This is a genomic window from Sphingomonas sp. 35-24ZXX (assembly GCF_000786215.1).
Taxonomy (GTDB): domain Bacteria; phylum Pseudomonadota; class Alphaproteobacteria; order Sphingomonadales; family Sphingomonadaceae; genus Blastomonas.
The window spans coordinates 215,658-239,319 of sequence record NZ_JROG01000004.1; the positions used below are offsets into that span (position 1 = coordinate 215,658).

General features: G+C 66.8%; 28 protein-coding genes. 26 read left to right on the top strand and 2 right to left on the bottom strand.

Annotated elements, in window-relative coordinates:
• Positions 1-85 precede the first annotated feature (85 nt).
• The 6 genes from LI72_RS09210 (at position 86) to LI72_RS09235 (ending at position 7,855) form a co-directional block, all read left to right on the top strand.
• On the top strand, positions 86-1,630 hold the full coding sequence (locus LI72_RS09210) for a DUF389 domain-containing protein (RefSeq protein ID WP_033925611.1): 1,545 nt from the start codon (positions 86-88) through the stop codon (positions 1,628-1,630).
• Positions 1,631-1,676: 46 nt separating this feature from the next.
• Positions 1,677-3,161, top strand: coding sequence for a glycosyl transferase family protein (locus tag LI72_RS09215; protein WP_052129688.1), 1,485 nt, complete (start codon positions 1,677-1,679; stop codon positions 3,159-3,161).
• Positions 3,151-4,296, top strand: a complete 1,146-nt coding sequence (locus LI72_RS19045) for a hypothetical protein (protein ID WP_052129689.1) — start codon at positions 3,151-3,153, stop codon at positions 4,294-4,296. Before LI72_RS09215 ends, LI72_RS19045 begins: the two co-directional genes overlap by 11 nt.
• 72 nt (positions 4,297-4,368) lie before the next feature.
• Positions 4,369-5,286, top strand: a complete 918-nt coding sequence (locus LI72_RS09225) for a sulfite exporter TauE/SafE family protein (protein ID WP_033925612.1) — start codon at positions 4,369-4,371, stop codon at positions 5,284-5,286.
• Positions 5,283-6,044, top strand: a complete 762-nt coding sequence (locus LI72_RS09230; RefSeq protein WP_033925613.1) for a TIGR02186 family protein — start codon at positions 5,283-5,285, stop codon at positions 6,042-6,044. The genes LI72_RS09225 and LI72_RS09230 overlap by 4 nt, the downstream gene beginning before the upstream one ends.
• Before the next feature lie 185 nt (positions 6,045-6,229).
• Positions 6,230-7,855 (top strand): ATP-binding protein, encoded by a 1,626-nt coding sequence (locus tag LI72_RS09235; RefSeq protein WP_052129808.1) that lies wholly within the window; start codon positions 6,230-6,232, stop codon positions 7,853-7,855.
• Between the two features lie 55 nt (positions 7,856-7,910).
• Here LI72_RS09235 and LI72_RS09240 read toward each other — a convergent pair whose 3' ends face one another.
• Together LI72_RS09240 and LI72_RS09245 are read right to left on the bottom strand one after the other, a co-directional pair.
• Positions 7,911-8,651: a 7-carboxy-7-deazaguanine synthase QueE gene (locus LI72_RS09240; RefSeq protein WP_033925615.1), complete on the bottom strand. Its 741-nt coding sequence runs from the start codon at positions 8,649-8,651 to the stop codon at positions 7,911-7,913.
• 101 nt (positions 8,652-8,752) lie between these two features.
• Complete coding sequence (locus LI72_RS09245) at positions 8,753-9,592, bottom strand: TorF family putative porin (RefSeq protein ID WP_033925616.1); 840 nt, start codon at positions 9,590-9,592, stop codon at positions 8,753-8,755.
• A gap of 258 nt (positions 9,593-9,850) precedes the next feature.
• Between LI72_RS09245 and LI72_RS09250 the strand changes: the two genes are divergently transcribed.
• The 20 genes from LI72_RS09250 to LI72_RS09340 all read left to right on the top strand — a co-directional run bounded on the left by LI72_RS09250 (position 9,851) and on the right by LI72_RS09340 (position 23,662).
• Positions 9,851-10,237 carry a hypothetical protein gene (locus LI72_RS09250; protein WP_033925617.1) on the top strand — a complete coding sequence of 129 codons (387 nt, stop codon included), beginning with the start codon at positions 9,851-9,853 and terminating at the stop codon, positions 10,235-10,237.
• 87 nt (positions 10,238-10,324) lie between these two features.
• Positions 10,325-10,828 (top strand): MmcB family DNA repair protein, encoded by a 504-nt coding sequence (locus LI72_RS09255; protein WP_033926229.1) that lies wholly within the window; start codon positions 10,325-10,327, stop codon positions 10,826-10,828.
• A gap of 136 nt (positions 10,829-10,964) precedes the next feature.
• Positions 10,965-11,438 carry a hypothetical protein gene (locus LI72_RS19050; protein ID WP_052129690.1) on the top strand — a complete coding sequence of 158 codons (474 nt, stop codon included), beginning with the start codon at positions 10,965-10,967 and terminating at the stop codon, positions 11,436-11,438.
• A complete protein-coding gene (locus LI72_RS09265; RefSeq protein WP_033925618.1) occupies positions 11,435-12,763 on the top strand; it encodes a DNA-packaging protein in 1,329 nt (442 codons plus the stop codon). The genes LI72_RS19050 and LI72_RS09265 overlap by 4 nt, the downstream gene beginning before the upstream one ends.
• A gap of 1 nt (position 12,764) precedes the next feature.
• Entirely contained in the window at positions 12,765-13,901 is a 1,137-nt protein-coding gene (locus LI72_RS09270) for a phage portal protein (protein WP_033925619.1), read from the top strand.
• A complete protein-coding gene (locus tag LI72_RS09275; RefSeq protein ID WP_033925620.1) occupies positions 13,901-14,209 on the top strand; it encodes a DUF6127 family protein in 309 nt (102 codons plus the stop codon). The genes LI72_RS09270 and LI72_RS09275 overlap by 1 nt, the downstream gene beginning before the upstream one ends.
• Entirely contained in the window at positions 14,206-14,595 is a 390-nt protein-coding gene (locus tag LI72_RS09280; RefSeq protein ID WP_033925621.1) for an HK97 family phage prohead protease, read from the top strand. Before LI72_RS09275 ends, LI72_RS09280 begins: the two co-directional genes overlap by 4 nt.
• Before the next feature lie 99 nt (positions 14,596-14,694).
• On the top strand, positions 14,695-15,900 hold the full coding sequence (locus LI72_RS09285; RefSeq protein WP_197051863.1) for a phage major capsid protein: 1,206 nt from the start codon (positions 14,695-14,697) through the stop codon (positions 15,898-15,900).
• A 130-nt stretch (positions 15,901-16,030) separates the two neighbouring features.
• Entirely contained in the window at positions 16,031-17,377 is a 1,347-nt protein-coding gene (locus LI72_RS09290; protein ID WP_033925622.1) for a tail fiber domain-containing protein, read from the top strand.
• Entirely contained in the window at positions 17,364-17,522 is a 159-nt protein-coding gene (locus LI72_RS20295; protein ID WP_197051864.1) for a hypothetical protein, read from the top strand. Before LI72_RS09290 ends, LI72_RS20295 begins: the two co-directional genes overlap by 14 nt.
• A gap of 41 nt (positions 17,523-17,563) precedes the next feature.
• A complete protein-coding gene (locus tag LI72_RS09295) occupies positions 17,564-17,845 on the top strand; it encodes a phage fiber-tail adaptor protein (RefSeq protein WP_033925623.1) in 282 nt (93 codons plus the stop codon).
• Positions 17,845-18,384 carry a head-tail connector protein gene (locus LI72_RS09300; RefSeq protein ID WP_052129691.1) on the top strand — a complete coding sequence of 180 codons (540 nt, stop codon included), beginning with the start codon at positions 17,845-17,847 and terminating at the stop codon, positions 18,382-18,384. The genes LI72_RS09295 and LI72_RS09300 overlap by 1 nt, the downstream gene beginning before the upstream one ends.
• Positions 18,381-18,602 carry a hypothetical protein gene (locus LI72_RS09305; RefSeq protein WP_156139563.1) on the top strand — a complete coding sequence of 74 codons (222 nt, stop codon included), beginning with the start codon at positions 18,381-18,383 and terminating at the stop codon, positions 18,600-18,602. The genes LI72_RS09300 and LI72_RS09305 overlap by 4 nt, the downstream gene beginning before the upstream one ends.
• Positions 18,599-18,991, top strand: coding sequence for a tail completion protein gp17 (gene gp17 / locus LI72_RS09310; protein ID WP_033925624.1), 393 nt, complete (start codon positions 18,599-18,601; stop codon positions 18,989-18,991). The genes LI72_RS09305 and gp17 overlap by 4 nt, the downstream gene beginning before the upstream one ends.
• Positions 18,992-19,006: 15 nt before the next feature.
• The gene (locus LI72_RS09315; protein ID WP_033925625.1) at positions 19,007-19,414 is read left to right on the top strand and encodes a phage tail tube protein; all 408 of its coding nucleotides are present in this window, start codon (positions 19,007-19,009) and stop codon (positions 19,412-19,414) included.
• Positions 19,411-19,731: a gene transfer agent family protein gene (locus tag LI72_RS09320; protein ID WP_033925626.1), complete on the top strand. Its 321-nt coding sequence runs from the start codon at positions 19,411-19,413 to the stop codon at positions 19,729-19,731. Before LI72_RS09315 ends, LI72_RS09320 begins: the two co-directional genes overlap by 4 nt.
• Positions 19,728-19,940, top strand: a complete 213-nt coding sequence (locus tag LI72_RS09325) for a phage tail assembly chaperone (protein ID WP_033925627.1) — start codon at positions 19,728-19,730, stop codon at positions 19,938-19,940. Before LI72_RS09320 ends, LI72_RS09325 begins: the two co-directional genes overlap by 4 nt.
• Positions 19,940-20,506: a hypothetical protein gene (locus LI72_RS09330; protein ID WP_033925628.1), complete on the top strand. Its 567-nt coding sequence runs from the start codon at positions 19,940-19,942 to the stop codon at positions 20,504-20,506. Before LI72_RS09325 ends, LI72_RS09330 begins: the two co-directional genes overlap by 1 nt.
• 4 nt (positions 20,507-20,510) lie before the next feature.
• On the top strand, positions 20,511-22,844 hold the full coding sequence (locus LI72_RS09335) for a DUF2460 domain-containing protein (protein WP_033925629.1): 2,334 nt from the start codon (positions 20,511-20,513) through the stop codon (positions 22,842-22,844).
• The gene (locus LI72_RS09340; RefSeq protein ID WP_033925630.1) at positions 22,841-23,662 is read left to right on the top strand and encodes a DUF2163 domain-containing protein; all 822 of its coding nucleotides are present in this window, start codon (positions 22,841-22,843) and stop codon (positions 23,660-23,662) included. The genes LI72_RS09335 and LI72_RS09340 overlap by 4 nt, the downstream gene beginning before the upstream one ends.

Here is a 23,662-nt window from a genome sequence, read left to right on the forward strand (position 1 = left end):
GTGGCTGGCGTGCTTGCCTGTCGTGGTCTATCGGCAAAGGACCCACCGGTCCACCCCCGGCCGAACCACACTGAGGTGAAATTGCATGTCCCAAAGGGTTGATCCAGCCGTGACGTCATCGACAAGCCCCGCTGCCGGTTCCAGCCTCGGCCGGTTTGCCGCACGCGTCGCAGGCCCGTTGGGCAGCTGGTGGCGCGGAACGGTGATCCCCTCGATCGAACATCGCGCGGTCATCGCCAAGGTCGACGACGAGGCCAGCCTCACCCCGCGCTACGCCTTCATGATCCTGATGTCGGCGGGCATCGCGGTGCTCGGTCTGCTGCTGTCGTCGCCTGCGGTGGTCATCGGCGCGATGCTCATCTCGCCGCTGATGGGGCCGATCATCGGCTTGGGCTTCGGCATGGCGCTGGTCGATGGCAACGAGATGCGGCGCACCGCGATGACATTGGCAGGGGGCGTGCTGCTGGCGGTGCTGTTTACCGCGCTGATCGTCTTCTTCTCGCCGATCAAGGACATCACGTCCGAGATCGCGGCGCGCACGCGCCCCAATCTGTTCGATCTGCTGGTCGCGTTGTTCTCCGCACTGGCTGGTGCCTATGCCATGATCCGGGGGCGCGAAGGCACCATCGTCGGTGTCGCGATCGCCACTGCGCTGATGCCGCCGCTGGCGACCGTGGGCTTTGGCTTGGCGACGCTGAATGCGACCGTCTTTTTCGGCGCGCTGCTGCTGTTCGTCACCAACCTGATGACGATCGCGATCGCTGCGGCGATCATGGCGAGGCTCTACGGCTTTGGCCCCAAGCTTTCCGGTCGGCAGAGCGGAATGCAGGCGGCGGTGATAATCGGCGTGCTGCTGGCGCTGGCCATTCCGCTGGGTTATTCGCTCAGCCAGATCGCCTGGGAAGCGCGAGCGCAGCGCCAGGCGCGCGACGTGCTGACCGATCAGTTCCCCCGCCAGGCGAAGATCGATCAGCTGGAGATCGACTTTTCGGCCGAACCGTTGGCGATCCGCGCGACGATCCTGACCCCGCAGTATCGCGCAAAGGCGGGGCAATTGGGCGAGGCAAGCCTGGCCAAGGCGCTGGGTCGCCCGGTCAAGCTCAGCCTCGATCAGTTCCGGGTCGGCACAGCGGCCGGGGACGCCGAAGCAGCGCAGCTGGCCTCTGCCTCGGCGCGCGAACAGTCGAACAAGGAACGCGCCACCGCAGCGCTGGTCGGGCGCGAACTGGCGATCTTGGCGGGGGTCTCGCCCGAGGCAGTGCTGGTCGATCGTGACAAGAGGCTGGCGCAGGTGCGCGCTGCGGCGCTGCCGGGTGCTACGCTTGCCACCTATCGCGCGCTCGAGCAGCGCCTGTCGGCCGCCGAGCCGCAATGGCAGATGCAGTTGATCCCGCCGCCGCTCACCTTGCCCACCATTGCCTTTGATGGCGATGCACCGACCACCGAAGGAGCCGCCGATCTTGCGCTGGCGATCTGGGCGGCGCGCAGGACGGGACTTGCAGTAACGGTGGCAGGCAATTCGGCCGCATCCGATTTTGTTTTGACCAATATGCGTGAAGCAGGCATTTCTGTGGAAAGTAACGGTTCGGCAGCATCAGGCGGTGAGGTGAGTCTGGCCTGGGGACTTTGAATCGTGATTGTGCAACGGATTGCTGGGGGGCAAGGCTTTGGGCGCAATGGGCGGGGCAGCGGAGGAGGGAATTTCTTTCGCGTTCGTCCATGCCTTTGTTTCCATTGGTGATCTTCTAGGTCTTGAACTTCTGCTGTTTGCTGGCGTCTGGTTTCTGATCGGCGCCGCAGACGATCTTGCCCTGGATCTGGTGTGGTTCGGGCAATGGCTGTGGCGGAGCCGCCAACCTCGCGCGGCTGAGGCGATTCGGCTTGGGCCCCCATCTCCGGAGGCCAGCGACGCGGCGACGCAAACGCCCCGGCACGCGGTGTTCGTGCCCGCCTGGGACGAGGCGGATGTGATTGGCGACATGGTGGCGCATTGCCTGGGGCGATGGCCGGGCGACGACTACCGGCTGTATGTCGGGGTCTATGCCAATGATCCCTACACGGCCCTGGCCGCGCTCCGCCGGGCGGGGGATGACCAGAGGTTGCGGATCGTTGCGCTCGGCATCGCAGGGCCAAGCTCGAAAGCCGATTGCCTCAACCGCATCTGGCAGGCCATGCGGCAGGATGAGGCCGCGGCCGGGTTCTGCTACAGGTCGGTGGTGCTGCATGACGCCGAAGACGTCGTCCACCCGGCCGAACTGCGCCTTTACGACCGGCTGCTGCCGGACTTCGCCTTCGTGCAAATTCCCGTCGCGCCTCTGATCAATCGGGCGGCGCCTTTGGTGAGCGGCCATTATGCCGATGAGTTTGCCGAGGCGCATGCGCGCAATATGCCGGTGCGAAGCCGCCTGGGGGTGGCGATGCCCTGCGCGGGCGTGGGCTGCGCGTTCGACCGGGCGATGCTGCAATTGCTTGGCGAAGCCTCGCCCGAGGGCGTTCCGTTCGCCACCGACAGCCTCACCGAGGATTACGAGCTGGGCCTGCGCATCCATGAAGCGGGCGGGCGCGGGATTTTCGTGCGCGCTCGCGACGAGACAGGCGATCTGGTGGCGACGCATGCGTATTTCCCGGGCGATCTGTCCGCATCGGTTCGGCAGAAGACGCGCTGGATGATCGGCATTGCGCTTAGCGGCTGGGACCGGACTGGCTGGGGCAGCGGTGTGGCCGACATCTGGATGCGCGCGCGTGATCGCCGATCGGCGCTGGCTGCACTGGTGCTCGTCGCGGGCTATCTGGGGCTGGTGCTGTGGCTGGTCGTCAGCCTGGCGGATGCGGCGGGGCTTTACCGGCCCAAACCGCTCGACCCGGTCTTTCGCGCGCTGCTGATCACCAACGGAGCGATGCTGGCGTGGCGCTTGGCGATCCGGGCAGGCTGCACCGGCTGGCATTATGGCTGGTGGCAGGCGTGCTGGTCGCTGCCCAGGGCGTTCGTCGGCAATGTCATCGCAGTGATGTCGGCGCGGCGGGCGCTGGCTGCCTATGCTGCAAGCCTTCGGGGCGGGGCGCTGCGCTGGGACAAGACGCGCCACCACATTCCCGCCGCGCCGGATTTTGCCGGGCCGACGCAGGTCGGCATGGTCCAGGGGGCGGGCGGTGATCGGTAGCGCGCAGGAGGCCGATCGGGCCGACGGGCGGATGCGGGGCCAGCCCCTCGTCTTCCTGGTCACGGTCGTCCTGTTGTGGAGCGTGGCGCGGATCGTGCAGCACTGGCCTGACACCGGGCCACCCATGCCGGAGCAAAAGGCGGCATGGCCCACGCTGGTGGCCGCCGTCGGGGCAACCCAGGCGCGCGCAATGCCGCCAGGATCGCGCGACGCACCCCCGCAGCGGCCGGCACGCGCATGGTCCCGGCCCGCGCCTGTCCCGCCCGCTCCAGCATCGCGCGCCTTGCCGTTCGATGTCGCGATGGCGCACCAGCAGCTCTGGATCGAAAGCCTTGGCCTGGCAGGTCCCGCAGGTGCGGGCCAGGCCAGGTCGCCGCTGATCGATCGCCCGCTGATGCTGGCACCAGAGCCGTCGGCGCCAGAGGCGTCCCTTCCGCCGGGTGTGCGCATCGTGCGGCCAGGCAGCGGCCGCTGGTCGGTCTATGGCTGGTCGCTGCTGCGCGAAGGTGGCCGAGCCCGCGCGCTGGCCCCCGCAGCGCAATATGGCGGCAGCCAGGCGGGGCTGGTGGTGCAGATGGCGCTGGCCGATGTATCGCACCGTCCGATGCTTTATGCGCGCGCCACCACCGCGCTGGCGAGCGCGGATGATCGCAGCGTGGCGTTCGGGGTCTCGGCGCGGCCCATCCCAACGCTCCCGATCGATCTGGCGCTGGAGCGCCGCTTCGGGTTGGCGCGCGGCCAGAAGGACCGCTTTGCAGCGCTCATGGTGGCGGGCAGCGCCTGGACCGACAGGCGCACCCAGGTCCACCTCGAGGCTTATGGTCAGGCGGGTGTGGTAGGGCTCGCCGATCCTCAGGCATTTTTCGATCTGCAGATGCTGGCGACGCGGCCGGTGCATGTCGCCGATGCCTTGGCGGTGTCGCTGGGTGGCGGCCTCTGGGCCGGGGGGCAGCAAAATCCCGACGCGCAGGGGCGCAAGCCATGGGCGCATCGGATTGATCTGGGCCCCCGCGCTGCGGTGGCGGTTCCGGTCGAGCGAGGTTCGCTGTCGCTGGCGCTCGACTGGCGGCAACGGATCGATGGCGATGCCGACCCCAGGTCCGGTGCGGCGCTCACCTTATCCGCCGGTTTTTGAGCCAGAGCGCGTGCCCGAAGGCGCGTGCCCCCTTCTGCTGGTGCGTGAAAGCGGCTAGCCTTGCTGGCACACATGGATGTTTATCTTCCCATCGCGAATCTTTCGGTCAACGCGCTCGTCATCATCGGGCTAGGGGGGCTCGTCGGCATCCTGTCCGGCATGTTCGGCGTGGGCGGCGGATTTCTCACCACGCCGCTGCTGATCTTCTACGGTATTCCGCCCACCGTGGCGGCGGCGTCGGCCTCGACGCAGGTCACCGGATCGAGCGTCTCGGGGGTCATCGCCTATAGCCGGCGCAAGGGCGTCGATTACCAGATGGGCGGCGTGCTGGTGGTCGGCGGCATCCTGGGAACCCTGGCAGGGGCGGCGCTCTTCCGCGCGCTGCAGCAGCTCGGCCAGATCGATACCGTGATCAACATCGTCTACGTGCTGCTGTTGGGATCGATCGGGGGCATCATGGCGCGCGAAAGCCTCGCCAGCGTGCTCGCGATGCGCCGCGGCGAAAAGCTGCCCGCCAAGAAGCGGCGGCACCATCCGCTGGTGGCGAATCTGCCGCTGCGCTGGCGTTTCTACCGGTCGGGCCTGTATATCTCGCCGCTGGCGCCGCTGCTGCTGGGCTTTGCTACCGGCATCCTGACGATCCTGCTCGGGGTGGGCGGCGGTTTCGTGATGGTGCCAGCAATGCTCTATCTGCTGGGCATGGGCGCGCAGGTGGTGGTGGGCACATCGCTGTTCCAGATCCTGTTCGTCACGCTCGCCTCGACTTTGGTGCACAGTCTGACGACCAAGGCGGTCGATATCGTGCTGGCGGTGCTGCTGCTGATCGGCAGCGTGACCGGCGCGCAGGTCGGCGCACGCTTTGCGCAGAAGCTGCCGCCCGAATATCTGCGCTTGCTGCTTGCCACGCTGGTGCTGCTGGTGGCCGCGCGGCTGGCTATCGGTCTTGGCTTCCGCCCGGCGGAAATCTACACGGTCGAGCTGCTGCAATGATGTGGCTGCGCCTGCTGGCTCTGATGCTGGGAGCCTCGCTGCTGACGGCCGCCACAGAGCCGGTGCTGGTGCCCGAAGTGTCCCAGCGCGACATCCAGATCCAGTACGGCTTTACCGGCGCAGAGCTGCTGCTGTTCGGCGCGATCGTCTATCCTGGTGGCACGCCACCCTCGCGCGAAAGCGACATCGTGGTGATCCTCAAGGGACCGCCGCAATCGATCATCCTGCGCGAAAAGCAGAAGATCGCCGGCATCTGGATCAACGCCGCCAGCACCGAATTCCGGTCTGCGCCGGGCTATTACGCGGTGGCATCCTCGCGCCCGATCGACAAGATCGTCGACAAGCGGACGGCTGCCATTTACGAATTCGGCCTGGGCAATCTGCAGCTTTCTCCGGCCGGATCGATCGATCCGGCAGAGCAGCGTCGGTTCCTCTCCGGCCTCGTCGATCTGAACACCCGGGAAGGGCTCTACAAGCAGCAGGAGGGCAGCGTCGAGATTCTCGAAGGCGTGCTCTATCAGGCGCGGCTTTCGATACCCGCCAGCGTGCCCACCGGGACCTATACCGCGGAAACCTTTCTGGTGCGCGATGGCCAGGTGCTGGCGGCAGCGGTGCGCGAGATCGAGGTCCGCAAGTTCGGCTTCGAACTGTTCGTCGCGGTAATGGCCGAATATCAGCCCTTTGCCTATGGCGTCAGTGCGGTGCTGATCTCGCTGGCGCTGGGCTGGCTGGGCGGCGTGGTGTTCCGCAAGATCTGATGCGATGCACGGCGGCTCTGCAGCCATGTGCCGGAGCATAGAGGGAAAATTTACCCGATCGCGCTAACGCTGACGTGGCAATCACAACTAGCAAGGCAGCAGACAGCGCGATGGTCGAGCTCAATCCCCGCAGTTTCCACGATCGCCGGCCCGCCGCCCCCGCTGATCTTCCCGAACTTCCCCGCATGGGCCAACGGCCGGCAGAACAGCTGCGCATCGGCGAGGTCATCGAGATTGCCGGCTCCGGCTCGCAGGTGCTGCTCGATTCCAGCCGCCTCAATGCGCTGATCGACCATAACGATCCCAGCGTCTCGATGGCCGGGCAGGTCGGCAGCCAGGTCAAGATCCGGATGGGGACCCGCTGGCTGGTGGCCAATGTCCGCACCCAGCGCATGCACCAGCGCGAAGCCGGGCTGATCGTCTGTCAGATCGATTTTCTGGGCGAGGGCGAGGAAGAGAAGCTCACCGGCCGCATCTTCAATTTCCGCCGCGGTGTGACGCGCTATCCCGTCCCCGGCACGCCGCTCTATGCGATGACCAGCGCCGATCTGAAGCAGGTCTATGCCGCCGATGCGCGTCCGCATATCGAGGTCGGCACCGTCTATCCCACCAGCGACACGCGCGGCGCGCTGTATGTCGATGCGCTGCTCGGCAAGCATTTCGCGCTGCTGGGTTCGACAGGTACGGGTAAATCCACCGCCGCGGCGCTGATCCTCCACCGCATCTGCGACATGATGCCCGATGGCCATATCGTGATGATCGACCCGCACGGCGAATATGGCAGTGCCTTCGCGCAGAACGGCGAACTGTTCGATGTCGGCAATCTGGCGATGCCCTATTGGCTGATGAACTTCGAAGAGCATTGCGAGGTATTCCTCACCTCGCATGGGGCCGACCGACAGACGGATGCCGAAATTCTCGCCAAGTGCCTGCTGGCGGCGCGCCTCAAGAGCAAGTCTGCGCAGGGCACCGCGCGCGTCACCGTGGACACGCCGATCCCCTATATGCTGTCCGATCTGGTGACCAACATCCAGAACGAGATGGGCAAGCTCGACAAGGCGACCTCGAGCGCGCCGTTCCTGCGGATCAAGGGCAAGATCGAGGAGATCAAGGTCGATCCGCGCTACAGCTTCATGTTCTCCGGCATGCTGGTGGGCGATACCATGCCCGATTTCATCACCAAGATTTTCCGCATGCCCGCCGATGGCAAGCCGATCTCGATCATCGATGTGTCGGGAGTTCCGTCGGACATCACCTCGACTGTGGTGGCGGTGCTCAGCCGCATGATCTTCGATTTCGCGATCTGGAGCCGCAAGGAGAAGATCCGGCCCGTGCTGCTGGTGTGCGAAGAGGCGCACCGCTATATTCCCTCCGACCGAGTGAGCGAGCGCAGCGCGGTGCGCGATGTGCTCAGCCGGATCGCCAAGGAAGGCCGCAAATACGGCGTGTCATTGGGCCTGATCACGCAGCGCCCGTCCGACCTTTCCGAAGGCGTGCTGTCGCAGTGCGGCACGATCATCGCGATGCGCCTCAACAACGACCGCGACCAGGCGCATGTCCGCTCCGCGATGCCCGAAGGCGCGCGCGGATTTCTCGAATCGATCCCCGCGCTCCGCAATCGCGAATGCATCATCTGCGGCGAAGGCGTCTCGATCCCGATTCGCGTGGCCTTTGACGATCTGGTGCAAGAGCGCCGTCCGGCTTCGGACGATCCGCTGTTCAGCGATCTGTGGAAGGAACGCGGCGGCGAGAGCGATATGGTCGCGCGTGTCATCAGCCGCTGGCGCAACCAGGGCAACAACCAGCGCTAGCGCACTTTCTGACCCATCACGGTGATCCAGACTGGTCGGACAGTGCTCTGGCGCGTCAAGTGCCGCGCGTATCGCCGTGCAGGTGAATGTGCAGCCTGTCGGTGAACCGCCAGCCGTGGCTCTGGCACAAGGCCGCCAGCCAGCCGCTGCGTTCGCGCAGCACGGACGCGCTGGTCCCCTCGGGCATCAGCAGGATGCGATCGGCCGGCAACGCATATCGGCTGGCGAGCTGCACCACCTCCTCGGCGTCTTCGGGCGCAGCAATCACGAACTTGAACCACGCGCGCGGGTCGGCGGCAAACAGGCGCAGCGCGCTGTCGTTCAGCCGCGCGCGGTCCTCGTTGCCCGAATGGCGCAGCTTGGGTGAGAGATTGAGCTGGTCGACATGCGGCGCGAAGCCGGGCGTCAGCGCCACGGTGCCGTTGCTTTCGATCTCGATATGATAGTCCGGCCCCAGAATGTCGCACAGCGCGGCCAGCGCAGGTTGCTGCAGCAGGGGCTCGCCACCGGTGAACACGATATGGCGGCAATCGAACGCGGCGATGCGCCGCGCGACGTCGGTGACATCAAGCGTGACCGCATTCTCGCGCCGGTCATAGGTCTGGCCGCCGCGATGCAGCCCGTTATGGCCCGAGAAATACCAGGTATAGGGCGTGTCGCACCACTGGCAGGCGAGGTTGCAGCCCGACAGCCGCACGAACACCGATGGGCGGCCCAGCGAGATGCCTTCGCCCTGCAGCGAATGGAAGATTTCGGGCTCTTCCGGGCGAACGGTGGCAAGGCGCAAGCGGGTCATGGTCTGGCGCCATTAGCGCAATTTGCGGGCCATGCAAAAGTCTGTGGCCGCACCCGCTGGAAACGGATGCGGCCACGGCCCCCCAAACTGGTCGGATCAGGTCAGAATGCGGCGGTCAGGCTGACCACCACGGTAGCATCGGCGATCTGCCCACCACCGCCACGCACGCGGCTGAAGTTCGGCTGCAGATAGGCCGATTCGGTCGCGGTGATGTCGGTGTCGACATAGGCGACGCCCAAGGTGAGCGGGCCATAGACATTGACCGCAGCGCCGAGCGACCAATCCCAGTATTCGCCGGTCGGCGAGACGCTGGTGCCGTTCGGGCCGAGACCCGGGTTGCCTTCGGAATAGCCGATATGGGCGTTGATGGTCACCGGTGTATCGGGAATGCCGAAGCTGGCATCACCGGCAAGATAGAGGTTGTCCTCGTTCTGGCCGCGGCTGAACGGGGTGTTGCTGAAGTTGCCGAGCGCGTTCTGCTTCGGCGCATAATAGACCGCAGCGGTCAGCGTGGCCGGACCTGCGGTGCCCTTGAGCTTGGCATAGCCTTCGAAGAAATCGGTCTCATCGAATCCGTTGGGATACATGTACCAGGTCACGCCGACGTCGATCGTGGTGCTGTCGAACGTCTTGGTGTAGCCGGTGAAGAGGTCGAGCTCGAGGTTCGGGCCGCCAAAGGTGCCCCAGCCTGCCAAGTTCGACGCCCAGGTACCGGCATAGAAGCCCGATTCGTGGTTGATGGTGAAGCCACCCTGGATCGCCACGCCTTCATCGGACTGCGAAACCCCGCGGAAGCGGTAATCGGACACCAGACCAACCGACCCGGTGATGGTTACCGGCGGCGATGCCTCTTCTTCCTGCGCAAAGGCAGGGCTGGCAATGGCCGACGACCCGAGGAGGACGAGGCCAGCAAGGCCCCGGTGAAATTTGGACGTACGCATGTTTTTCCTTTCAACTGGATGCGTTTCGTCCCGCCTGCGCTGCAATGGCGACCCTCTGTTTGAACTGGCGTCCCTGGTCGCCATATACGGGGTGCTCACAATCAGCGACAGGGATGCTGCCGTGTCGTGTTGCGCCGCACAAGAGAAAAGTGACAAGAAAACTAACTTAAGTGAAACATTGTGTCTTTCCCGCCACGCCATGGGACCGGATCGGCCCTTTAGTGGATGTTAACTGCTGGGTGCCACACCCTGCTTGCCATGTTCTCGCCCGTCACCCCGATTCTCTCTGCCGGTACGTCCGATGAGGCGGCGGCACTTGTTCTGTCGCGGGTGCAGGCCATTCAGACAGTTCTTACCGCGCTGGCGCGCATGGCGGGGGAGGCAGCTGCGCCTGATCTGCAAGGGCTGGGTCAGCGGGCCGAGCTGGCGGCGGCGATGACCGATCTGAACCCCACGCGGCTCGCGCATGTCGCAAACGAGCTTGATGCTACTGCAGCCGCTCTGCAGGCGGGCTTCCTGGCGATCGAAAAGGCCCGTTCGCAGGGGCATTTCGCGCAGGCTGCAGCACGGCTGCTCCATGCCGAGGCGCGCGATGCGTTCGGCGTCACTCTGGCCGCAGCAAGGGCCCGCCCCATCGGAATGTGACCCGCGATACGCTCGCGGCTTCCCTTTGTTCCCCTTTTGTATTAGCACATGGGCATGACCGATGCCTATCCTCCTGCCGTCTCGCCCATGAATTCCGACCTGCTTTCCGACGCCGGCGCTGTCGGAACGGCGGGGCCGCCAATCGGTGCTGCGGCCGTGGCTCGCGGCATTGCCCGGCTGTTCCGCCGGAACCAGATCTGGGTCGCGTCCGAAGTGGCCCTTCCCAATGGCCGCCGCGCCGATCTGATGGGAATCGATTCGCGCGGAGGCATCGTCATCGTCGAGATCAAGGTGTCCCGCGCTGATCTGTTGGGCGACGCGAAATGGGGCGAGTATCTTGATCATTGCGACCGGTTCTATTGGGGGCTGTGCCCGGCGCTCGATACGGCGCTTGCCTCAACCGACGCATTCCTTCCCGAGGTCACCGGGCTGATCGTTGCAGATGCCTATGATGCAGAGATCATTCGGCCTGCCGCCACCCGTCCGCTGGCGGCCGCAAGGCGCAAGAGCGAGACCCAGCGGCTTGCCGCGCTGGCGCTGCGCCGGCTCAACCTGATCCAGGACCCGCCACCACCCGACGAAGTATACTAACCAGATAGGTTCATTTGTCTTGACATCGTCACGCTGATTAGGTACAAATCCGGAACATCGAGAAAAAGCGAGTCGCCTGGGGCCTTTTCGTTCCGCCCGCTTTTCTCGGCCCCTACGCATCAGCGCGGAGAACCTCTTGTCCGATACATTGTCGGAGGAATGCCTGCGGGCGTTTCTCGATCATCTGGCTGAAACGTCGAACGTTTCGGTTTCGGCCAAGCGCGCCGGCGTGTCGCGCTCGGCGGTCTACCGGCTGCGCGCGACCAGCCCTGCGTTCAGCAATGGCTGGCAGACCGCGATCGCCACCGGCTATGATGAACTGGAATTTCGCATGCTCAAGACCGCGCGCTTCGGCACGATCAAGCCGGTCAAACGCCCCGATGGCAGCATGGGGCGCGCCACCGAATTCGATGATGCGCAGGGCCTCAAGCTGCTGATGGCGTACAAGGCCAGCATCGAGAAGACGCGCGGCGATCCGGTGCCCGACCCGCTGGCGGCGAAGGGCGCGCGCGAACAGCTGGCTGCCACGCTCGAGCAGATCCGCCAGCGGCTCGACACCGCCATCGGCGTGCCGAGGCCAGATGAAGCTGCGACGGCAGACCCGGCATGACCGGCCTTTCGCTGGCCGAAAGGCTGGCGGCGATGCCTGCCGATGCGATGCGGCGCTATATCGATGGGCTATCGGACGGAGCAGCGCAGGAACTGGCGCATCACTGGCGGTTCTGGGCGCGGCCCGAGCAGATGGCGCCTCCCGGCGACTGGCGCATCTGGCTGATCATGGCGGGGCGCGGCTTCGGCAAGACTCGGGCGGGTGCGGAATGGGTGCGCTCGATCGGCGAGAGCGCGCCAGACGCGCGCATCGCCCTGATCGCGGCCAATCTGGCGGAGGCGCGCAGCGTGATGGTCGAAGGGCCAAGCGGGCTGCTGGCGATCGCACCCGATTCGCTGCGCCCGGTCTGGGAGCCCTCGCTGCGCCGTCTGCGCTGGCCGGGCGGGGCACAGGCGACATTGTTCTCGGCTGCCGAACCCGAAAGCCTGCGCGGGCCCGAGCACAGCCATGCCTGGTGCGACGAGATTGCCAAATGGGAGAATGCCTCGGGCCGGGCGATGGCCGCCTGGGATAATCTGCAGCTGGGATTGCGCGTCGGGCCGCTGCCGCAGGTGGCAGCGACCACGACGCCGCGTGCGGTGCCCCTGGTGCGACACCTGCTTGCCGACTCATCGGTGGTGGTTAGCCGGGGCAGCAGCCACGCCAACCGCGCGAACCTGCCGCCTGCGTTTCTGGCCGCGGTCGAGCGGCATTACGGCGGGACGGCGCTGGGCCGGCAGGAGCTGGACGGCGATCTGCTCGACGATATCGAAGGGGCGCTGTGGAATCGCAGCCTGATCGAGTCATGCCGCGTCCGCTGGAGCGCGGAAGGCTTTGTCCGCATCGTCATCGGCGTCGACCCACCGGCGGGGTCGGCAGGCGATGCGTGCGGCATCATCGTGTGTGCGCTGCAGGCAGACGATCGTGCCGCGGTGCTGGCCGATTGTTCGGTCGAACGCGCCTCGCCCGAAGGCTGGGCGCGCGCAGTCTCGGCAGCGTCCGATGCCTGGGGCGCAGACCGGATCATCGCCGAGGCCAACCAGGGCGGCGAGATGGTGGGCGCGGTGCTGCGCGCTTCCAATATCGCTCTGCCGGTGCGCCTCGTCCACGCCAGCCGGGGTAAGGCGGCGCGCGCCGAGCCGGTCGCCGCGCTCTACGAGGCTGGCCGCGTCATCCATTGCGGCACCTTCGCCAGGCTGGAAGACGAGATGTGCGGTCTGATGGCGGGCGGCGAATACCAGGGCCCGGGCCGCTCGCCCGATCGCGCCGACGCCTTGGTGTGGGCGCTGACCGAACTGATGCTGGGACGGCGCGGCACCCCGCGCATCCGATCGCTGGAGGACTGACATGGGATATTGGAAAGATCTGGCCCTCGCGCTGAAGGGTGCGAGGGGCGAACGGCCGCCTTTGGCGCGCGCGTACACCAGCCCGTGGAGCGTGATGCTCGCCGACCCTCCGATGTCCTATTCGGAACAGGTGCGCGCAGGCTATTGCGACAATCCGATCGCGCAGCGCGCGGTGCGGCTGGTCGCCGAAGGTGTGGGCGGTGCACCGCTCGCCAGCTCCGATCCCGCGATCGGAGTTCTGGTTCAGGCCACCAGCGCAGGCCAGGGGCTGCTCGAAACGCTGGCAGCGCATCTGCTGCTGCACGGCAATGGCTATGTGCAGATCTTGCGCGATGCCGATGGCCGCCCGGCAGAGCTGTTTGCGCTGCGCCCCGACCGCGTGTCGATCGAGCCCGACGCGCGCGGCTGGCCCGCCGCCTATGTCTACCGGGTCGGCGACAGTGCCACCCGGCTGGCAGCGCAGGAAGGCGATGGCGCGCCGGTGGTCGTCCATATCAAGGCCTTCCACCCCACCGACGATCATTATGGCCTGGGGTGCCTGGGCGCGGCGGCGCGCGCGGTGGCGGTGCATAATGCCGCCAGCCGCTGGAACCAGGCGTTGCTCGACAACGCGGCGCGGCCCTCGGGCGCTCTGGTCTATCGGCCCGATGAGCCCGGCGGGGTGCTCTCGCCCGACCAGTTCGACCGGTTGAAGGCCGAGCTGGAGGCGAGCTTTGCCGGGCACGCCAATGCCGGGCGGCCGATGCTGCTCGAAGGGGGCCTCAGCTGGCAGAGCATGGCGCTGTCGCCCGCCGACATGGACTTCGTGGCGCTCAAATCGAACGCCGCGCGCGAGATCGCTTTGGCCTTTGGCGTGCCGCCGATGCTGCTGGGGCTGCCGGGCGACAACACCTATGCCAACTATCGCGAGGCCAACCGCGCATTGTGGCGGCTGACGCTGCTGCCGCTGGCGGACAAGATCACCGCCGGCATTGCCCAGGGCTTGCAGCATTGGTGGCCCGATGCCGCGATCGGTGTCGATCAGGACCGTGTGCCCGCCCTGTCCGAGGATCGCGAGCGGCTATGGGCGCAGGTGGGCGCGGCCGATTTTCTTTCGCCTGAGGAAAAGCGGGCGATGCTGGGGATTACCAAATCATGATGGAGAGCGAAGACATGCTCGCCAGCCTGCTGGCGCAGGCGGCGGAGGAAGGCGCGGACCTGGCGACGCTGCGCGCGGTCGTCGAAGAGGCTGGCGATCTGGGCGCTGGCCGTGCGCTGGCACGGATCGGGCTTGCAGACGCCAGCGCAGGCGAGGATCTGCGCCAGTTGCGCGAGCTGCTGCAGGCGTGGCGCGATGCCCGTTCGGGTGTCTGGGGCGCGATGTTCGACAAATTTGTGCGTGCCGTGATGGCCATCTTGCTGGCCGCGCTGGCGGTGCAGCTGGGCGTGGGTGACCTGGTCCAGTGAGCATCCGTGTGGCGGGCTATGCCGCGCTGTTCGACCGGATCGATCGCGGCGGTGACATCCTGCGACGCGGTGCGTTTGCCGGATCGCTGGATGCCGGCCACAGGCTGCCGTTCCTGTGGCAGCACCGTCCGGACCAGCGCATCGGTCGGATCGACCTGGCGCATGAGGACCAGCGCGGACTGCGGATCATCGCGTTGCTCGACGAGGCTGCGACCGAGGCTCTGGCAGCGCTGCGCAGCGGCGCCGTGACCGGCCTCAGCTTCGGCTACCGCGTCCGCAAAGCGTCGGGCCGGCACCCGCGCGAACTGCTCGAACTCGACCTCGTCGAGGTGAGCCTGGTCAGCGTGCCGATGATGCCGGGGGCCAAGGTCCATATGCTGCGTTGAAGCCCGTAGCCCCGCGTTCTTGCCCCGCTCCGGCGGGGTTTTTTGTGCTCGAAATCCGGGGGTGGTCCCCGTGTGATCCCTGAACGGAAGGATGAAGTGATGGAAATGCCCCCCAATCCGATCGAACTGAAGGCCGATGCCGATCCGCTGGAAGCATCGTTCGATGCGATCCTGCAGGCCGAAGAGCATGAGGAACGGATCGCCGCGCTCGAAACCGGTCTTGATGGCGTGAAGGGCGAGGTCGAAGCGATCCAGGCCGAGAGCATGACGATGCGCGAGCGGATCGAGCGGCTTGCCCGCACCGGCGCACGCCCCTCGCTGGGCGGTGGCGAGGGACCGGCGCCCGAAACCAAGAGCTTTGTCGACCAGTATCTGCGCCGCGGGCTGGAAACCGGGGTGAAGAGCTTTGCCGCCACCACTGGTCCCGATGGCGGCTTTGCCGTGCCGCGCGAGATCGACGCGATGATCGCGCGGACCCTCACCGACATCTCGCCGATCCGTGCCATTGCGCAGGTGGTGCAGACCGGGACCGCAGGCTATCGCAAGCTGGTCACTACCGGCGGCACGCCGTCGGGCTGGGTCAGCGAGACGGCCGCGCGGCCCGAGACCGACACCCCTGCCTTTGCCGAGATCGCTCCGCCCAGCGGCGAGCTTTATGCCAATCCGGCGGCGAGCCAAGCGATGCTCGACGATGCCGCGTTCGATGTCGAAGGCTGGCTGGCGGGCGAGATCGCCGAGGAATTTGCCCGGGCAGAAGGCGCGGCGTTCGTGAACGGCACCGGCACCAACCAGCCGCGCGGGTTCCTGAACGGAACGCCGACGACGCAGGATGATGCCGCACGCGCCTTCGGCGTTCTGCAGTATATCGCCTCGGGCGCAGACGGCAATTTCGCCAGCACCGATCCGCAGGACCGGCTGGTCGATCTGGTGCATGCGTTGCGCCCCGCCTATCGCCAGGGGGCAAGCTTCGTGATGAACTCGTCGACGCTGGCGCGGATCCGCAAGATGAAGAGCGATGACGGCGCGTTCCTGTGGCAGCCGTCACTCGCGGCTGGCCAGCCCGCCACGCTGCTCGGCTATCCGGTGGTCGAGGCCGAGGACATGCCTGATATCGCCGCCAACAGCCTGTCGATCGCGTTCGGCAACTTCCGCGCCGGCTATCTGATCGCCGAACGCACCGCGACGACCATCCTGCGCGATCCGTTCACCAACAAGCCGTTCGTGCATTTCTACGCGACCAAGCGGATCGGCGGTCAGGTGATGAACGCTGAGGCGATCAAGCTGATGAAGTTCGCCGCGAGCTGATCACGCGAAAGCCCCCGATTGCCGGCAGCCCCTGGCGGAGGCCGGCAGGATGCCCGCGCGGTTATCCCCCGCCGCGCGGGCATTTTCCCTGACCGGTCCTGCAGTTCGATCCAACAGGAAAGGCATTTTGATGCCCCATCTCTTCTTTGCCGATCTGGTGCGCGAGACGAGCACCGCGACCGGAACGTCCTCGCTGGCGCTGGCAGGCGCGGTCCCCGGGCACCGCAGCTTTGCGGCAGCAGTCCTGCCGGGCAGCCGGTTTCATTACAGCATTGCAGGGGTGACCCATGAGCAGCAATGGGAGGTGGGCGAGGGAAGCTTTGCGGATGGTGCACTGACCGATCGCAGCGTCCTGGCGTCCTCGTCCGGCAACGGCCTGGTCGATTTCTCGCCCGGTCTCAAGATCATTACGCTGACCGTGGCGGCAGACTGGTTCGCCGCGCGGGAGGATCGATCAGATCATGCGCATGGCATCGCCGATGTCGAGGGTCTGCAGACGGCGCTTGATAGCAAGCAGGTTGCGGGCAGCTATGCCAGCGCCAGCCATGGCCACGGCATTGCCGATGTGACCGGGCTCCAATCGGCGCTGGAGGGCAAGCAACCGGCGGGCAGCTATGCGGCCGCCAGCCATGACCATGCCAGCCTGCAGGTGGCGGCTGGCACGGCGGCCAGCCCGGCTTTGTCGTTTGCGGCCGATCCCGATACCGGCGTCTTTGCTCCAGGTGCGGATGCGCTTGCCATCAGCACCGGGGGTGCCGAACGCGCCCGCTTCACTGCCGATGGGCGGTTGGGTGTCGGGACGATATCGCCGATGGGCGCGGCCCATTTTGCCTGGAACGGCTGGCAGCCCGACCTCAACCTGAATGCCGCAGTTGTCCTGAGTGGCACCTTCGGCGGCGGCCTGCTGCTCAAGGACGGGATATCTTCGGCCGGTTTCTGGACCGCCGACTCCGGCTTCAGCCTGATTGTCGGGATTGGCGAATCCGGCCTGACCGCTGCCCTGGAGATTCGGCAGAATGTGCTGCAGCCGGTGGTGGATTCTGCCGCGGCGCTGGGTCATGCCAGCCGACGCTGGTCCCAGCTTTATGCCGCGACCGGAACGATCAACACCTCTGACGCGCGCGACAAGCACTGGTTGGGTGCGCTGAGCCATGCCGAAATGGCGGCCGGGCGCGAGATCATTGCCGAACTGGGCCTGTTCCAGTGGCTTGCCGCGCGCGAGGCCAAGGGCCCCGACGAAGCGCGCCTCCACTTTGGCGTGCGCGCGCAGAATGCCTTTGCCATTTTGACGCGGCACGGGCTCGACTGGCGGCGTTATGCCTGGTGCTGCCATGACGCGTGGGAGGATGAGGATGGGCCGTGCGAGCGGTTCGGTATCCGGTCCGATCAGCTGGCGCTGTTTCTGATCGCTGTTCTGGCCCAGCAGATGGCCGATCTTTCGCCAGATGTCACCGAGGTGCCCGATGCCGGGGCGTGAGGCGCTGGCTGCGGCTGCCATCAGCAGCGTGGCCGTGCGTCGCGGCACGACAGCGGCAACCGGCCCGCTGCCGCAGACGGTTCGATCGCAGCACGGCGCTGCCGCAACCGCCACGCCCCAGACGATCGCACCGCGCCGTCCCTGACCGGGACGAGGCAATATCCCGCAGAAACCAAGGAGCAGCCAATGAGCCTGTTCATCAAGGATCCCGACAGCCGGATCGATTATCGCGTCGATTGGGGCGCAGCCTATCTGGGCGCGAACCTGATCGCCAGCAGCCAGTGGCAGGTATCGCCGCAGGAAGAAGGCGGCGTGGCGGTTGCGGCATCGGGCCATGATGGCCTGAGCGCGCTCGTGACGCTGACCGGCGGGCGTGCCGGGGCCAGCTATGCGCTGACCAACCGCGTCACCCTGACCAATGGCGAGATCGACGAGCGCTCGATCGCCCTGAGGGTGGAGCAACGCTGATGAGCCATGTCACCAGCGAACCTCCAGCGATCGCGCCGCTCGCCCTGGCAGAGGTCAAGGCGTTCCTGCGGGTCACCCGCGACGAGGACGATGCCGTGTTGACCGGACATCTGCGCAGTGCTGCCGGCATGTGCGAACAGTTCATCGGCCAGGCGCTGCTGGTCCGTCCGCACCGCGAGACGCTGGCGGTGGCGCGCGACTGGCAGCGCCTGAGCGCGCGGCCGGTGATCGCCATCAACTCGGTCAGCGGCCTGTCCGCCGATGGCGAACGGTTCGCGCTGGCGAGCGACGCCTTTGCGATCGACATCGATGCAGGCGGAGGCGGGCGGGTGCGCGTGCTGCGCCGTGGTTCGGCCAGCCGTATCGAGGTGCTGTATGTCGCCGGACTGGCGGCGCACTGGGGCGATCTGCCCGAGCCGTTGCGGCAGGGCATCGTCCGGCTGGCTGCGCATGTGCATCTGGCGCGCGACGCCGGCGATGCCACGCCGCCCGCAATGGTCAGTGCATTATGGCGCCCCTGGCGCGTGGTGCGGCTGTGACGCGTCGCTTCGGCTCGGTGCTGCTGCGGCAGGCCACGCGCATCGGCGAGCGTCGGGCGGAACGCGTGGCGGAGCGGCTGTGTGACGAGATCGGCGTGATGCTGCCTGATGTGTGCATCCTGGCAGAGAGCGGGCGCGTGCGTCTTTGGGGGCGCGGATTGCTGCGCCGCTGGATCGGCGATGCCGCGCTGCGCTGGCTGGGGAGGTTGCTGCGATGAGCCTGGAACAGGATTTCGCACGCGCCGCCATCGACTGGTTGGCCGGCGATGCGGCGCTGATGGTGCAGGTGAACGGCGTGTTCCACCGCAGCCCGGCGCGGATCGCGGCGCCCTATGTTTTGCTCGACGACGTGCTGGCGACCGATTGGGGCACCAAGGACCGCGCGGGGCGCGAGGCGCGTCTCGCCTTCACGGTCCGCGATGGATCGGATGACGCTGCGCCGGTCTCCGCGATCGCCTCGGCGCTGGAGGCGCGGCTGCTGACCATGCCGCGCACCGGCACCGGTTTCCGGCTGGTCAGCCTTGTACCCTTGCGCAGCCGCACCGTGCGGATCGGCGACCTGTGGCTTGTCACGCTCGACTACCGGGCGCGTCTCCTCAGCCTGTGATGAAAGGATAATCGAATGACCGCAGAAAAAGGCAGCGCCTTCCTGCTCAAGATCGGCGATGGCGCCAGCCCGCCTGTCTATCGCACCGTCGCCGGATTGCGCACCACGCAGCTGGCGATCAACGGCGAGCCGGTGGTTATCACCCACAAGGGCAGCGGCGGCTGGCGCGAGCTGCTGTCGGGCGCAGGCGTGCGTTCGGTCTCGGTATCGGCCGCCGGGCTGTTTCTGGGATCCGACGCGGAAAACGCGGTCCGCGTGCATGCCATGAACGGCACGCTCGACGATTACGAACTGAGCTTCGAAAGTGGGGCTCGGATGCGCGGGCGCTTTCTGGTCGCGAGGCTCGAATATGCCGGCGACTTCAACGGCGAGCGCAACTACACGCTCGCGCTCGAAAGCTCGGGCGCGGTGACCAGCCTGTGAGCGGGACTGCGAGCGCGAACCCTGCGCGCGGCGAGGCGATGCTGCAGCTGGGCGATCACGCCATCGTCCTGCGCCCCGGCTTTGCCGCCCTGGTAGCCGCCGAGCAGGAAATCGGACCGCTGTTCGATCTGGTCGAACGCGCGGCGGGTGGGCGGATGGGGCTGGCGGAGCTGGCTGCCCTGATGTGGCATTGCCGCGTTGCAGAGAGCTGCCCGTTGGACCGCGAGGCCTTTGCCGAGGCGCTCGCCGAGGTGGGGTTGGTCGCGGTGACGCCGGCGCTCAAGACCCTGCTCCGGCAGATCCTGCAGGGCCGATGAGCGCTGAGCGTTTCGCTGATGCGGCGCGCACGCTGGCCGGGATCGCCGCGCGCGTGCTGGGCTGGCGGCCCGACGAGTTCTGGGCGGCGACCCCCGATGAGCTGGCGGCGGCGCTGACCGTGCCGGGCGATCCCGACGTCCAGCCGCCTGAACCGCAAGCGATTTCCGCGCTGCGTGCCCAGTTTCCCGACACCTGCGGAGACACCTGATGGATGAAGAGATCGAGCAGCTGCTGGTCAGCGTGCGCGCCGACACGCAAGGGTTTGCCCGCGACTGCGGCGTGATGCGCGGTCAGATCGACGGAACATTGATCGAAGGGCTGGGTCGTGCGGGCCAGGTGCTCGAGCGCGGGCTGCTGGCGGCGCTGCGGCGCGGCTCGCTGGGCTTCGAGGACCTCAAGCGCATTGCGCTGGCCGTGATCGAAGAGATCGCCGCAGCGGCCATCAACAAGGGGCTGGCGGCGATCGGCTTGGGCGGTACGGGCAGCGGAGGAACTCCCCCCGTCGTCGGCCTGCTATCGGGTCTTCTCGGGCTGCCGGGCCGCGCAACGGGTGGCCCGGTATCGGCCGGGCGGCCGTATCTGGTGGGCGAGCGCGGACCCGAGCTGTTCGTGCCCCATGGCTTTGGCCGGATCGAGCCGCGCGGCCAGGGGGGCGGACGCGATGTGCGCATCGCGATCAGCATCCATGCTCCGGCGCAGGCGGCTCCGGCGGCGCTCCAGGCATCCAGCCGCCAGGTCGCGCGCGCCGTACGTCGTGCGCTGATGGAGGGGTGAGGCCATGCCCTATTGGCTGTGCGATGCCCGTCGTGACCAGGCGGCAAGCCATATCCAGCGATTCGATCCGCGCTTCTGGACGGTGAACTTTCCGCGCCCGATGATGGCGTCGGTCGTCACGACAGCGCCCGATGCGCTGCGCGTCGATGTGCAGTTCTACAATCGCAATGCGCTGGCCGGGCTGATCTGGGAAAGCGAGGACCGGTTCGATCATGCGCTGCTCGGCTATGCCACCGACCGGGATTACAGCCGGACCACGCTGACGTTCCACTGGCGCTCGTCAGGGGTCAAGCCGCTGGATGCGGTGCATGGGCCCACGCTGACGATCGAGGGACGCGATGCCACCGGCGCGGCAAGGAGCTGGTATGTGCGGCTGTGGAACTATGCCAGCGGAACGCCCGAGGATGCGGTGATCACGCTCCCGTTCTCCGCGCTGTCAGGCGGCTTTGTGCTGCCGGGGGAGGCGGACCCGCTGCACCCCAGTGACATCGACCGGATGTTCATCTCGCTGGTACCTCCCAGCTATGATGGATCCTCCGGGCCGCTTGCCGAGCCGCTGGACGGCTGGGTGGAGATCACAGGTATCGCCTGTGGGGGCGGACGGAGCATGCTTGAGATCGGCGATGTGCTGGTACCGCCGCACGGCCTTGCAATGGCGACGGCCTATGACGACAGCTTCAACCTCACGCCCGCACGCATCGTGCGCAACATCATCGGGCTGGGTTATCGCGGATCAATCAACCATTATGTCGGCATGAGCCACTATTTCTCGCTGGCGCACGTCGGTGAGCAATGGCTGGTGACAACCGAGGGGGGTGCGATCAACCCGCCGTGCGCCGTGTGGCATCGCAGCCTCGCGCGCGAGGCCAGGCTCTTCGGTCTAACCCCGATCATGTCGCTGTCCTACGAGCTGTTCGACGCACATTGCCCCGCAAGCTGGAAGCAGCGCGCCGAAAATGGCGATCCGGCGCTCACCGGCTGGGTGCCGCCTTCCACCCTGCTCAGCCCCGCCCATGGCGAAGCGATGGCCTATCTGCAGGCGGTCGGCATCGCCTTTGCCGCGATCATGGCAGAGGAAGGGCTGCCTGTCCGTTTTCAGGTGGGCGAGCCATGGTGGTGGATCATGCCCGATGGCCGCATCTGCCTCTATGATGAGGCAGCCGCTGCTGCATTCGGTACCGCCAGCGTTTCGATCCCGACCATTCGTGCGCCGATGAACACCGCGCAGCAGGTGATGCTCGATCAAGCCGGTGGGATGCTGGCGGCATCCACGCTGGCGCTGGTCGATGCGGTGCGTGCGGCGCTGGATCCGGTGCCGGTGGAATCGCTCGTATTGGTCTACCTGCCGACGGTGCTCGATGCGGCAGCGCCCGATGCCCGGCGCGCCAACGTGCCTGTCGGCTGGGCCTGGCCCGCGTTCGATGTGCTGCAGCTCGAGGATTACGACTGGGTGATCGAGGGGCGCTTTGCCGCGCAGCAGACGGGCCTGGCGTTGATGCAGCAGCGGCTGGGCTATCCGCTGGCGCAGCAGCACTACATGAGCGGCTTTGTGTTGCTACCCGAACAGGCGGGCATCTGGTCGTCGATCGCGCGCGCAGCCGATCTCGCCAAGGATCGGGGTGTGGCAGAGACACTCGTCTGGGCACTGCCCCAGGTCACCCGCGACGGCTTTGTCTATTTCGATCTCGAAGCAGAAGGAGACGCGAACGTGCAGGCGTTTGACGATGTGAGCTTTCCGCTGCCGATCGGGCGCGAGGCGCAGAGCACCAGCCGCTTTTCGACCCAGGTCTTCCAGTCGGTGAGCGGGCATGAGACGCGCAACAGCCTGTGGGCCGACGCCAGCCTCAGCTTCGATGTCGGACCCGGCATCCGGTCCGAGGCCGATTGTGCCGAACTGCTCGCCTTCTTTCGCGCGCGGCGCGGTGCAGCACGGGGCTTCAGGCTGCGCGACCCGCTGGATTGCAGCTCTGGCGAGGGTGCAGCAGCACCGCATCCTGCCGATCAGCTGCTGGGCGAGGGCGATGGCGTGCGCTCCGAATTTGCGCTGATCAAGCATTATGGTGATCCGCCCGATGGTCAGCAGCGGCGCATCACGCGCCCTGTGGCTGGTTCGGTCAGCGTCTCGCTTGGCGGAGCGCCCGCGAGCGGATGGACCCTGCAGCCAGGCGGCATCATCGCCTTTGCCGATCCGCCCGCTGCGGGCGTGGAAGTCCGCGCCGGCTTTCTGTTCGATGTGCCGGTCCGCTTCGCATCGGATGAGCTGACGGTCAGCGCGGCGACGTTCGCGGCGGGCGAAGCGGCCTCGGTGCCGCTGATCGAGATCCGCGAGGCGACATGAGAACCCGCTGGTTCGATCGCCCGCTCGAGACGATTGCCATGCTGTGGCACGTGGAGCGCACCGATGGCATTGCGCTGGGCTTTGCCGCGCACGATCGCGACCTGACACGCGCGCACGTCGTCTATCACGCCGCCCCCGGCATGCTGCCTTCGGCCATCGAGATGGACGACGGCTTTGATCCGCTGGACATGGATATCGGCGGGGTGATGAGCCACCGCCTGATCCGCGCCGACGATCTCGATTCCGGGCGTTGGGACCATGCTGCGGTGCGGATCGGTCTGACCGACTGGGTGCGTCCAGAAGAGGCCGTGCTCTGGTTCTGGCATGGCCATCTGGGTGCGGTGTCGATGCACGGTCAGAGCTTTTCCGCCGAGCTGCGCGGACGCAAGGCGCGGCTGGATGAGCCCTATGCGCCCGTCACCTCGCCATCATGCCGCGCGACCTTTTGCGGACCGGGGTGCGGCCTCAGCCGGGCCAGCCACGAACGGATTGTCGAACTCGCTTCAGCGGGCGAGGACGGCCTGCTGTTCGGTGGTCTCGATGCCGCCGACGCTGGGTCCCATGTCCATGGCAGCCTGCGCTGGATCAGCGGCCCCAATGCGGGTCTGGGTGGGCCCGTCATCGCGCAGTATGACGTCGCCCTGCTGGTCGACGCCAGGCTGGCGGCTATCCCGCAGCCAGGGGACCGGGCGCTGCTGATCCAGGGTTGCGACAAGTCGTTGACCACCTGCGCCGGACGCTTCGGCAACGCCGCCAACTTCCGCGGCGAGCCGCATCTGCCCGGCAACGACCTGCTGACCCGCTTTGCGACCTTCTGA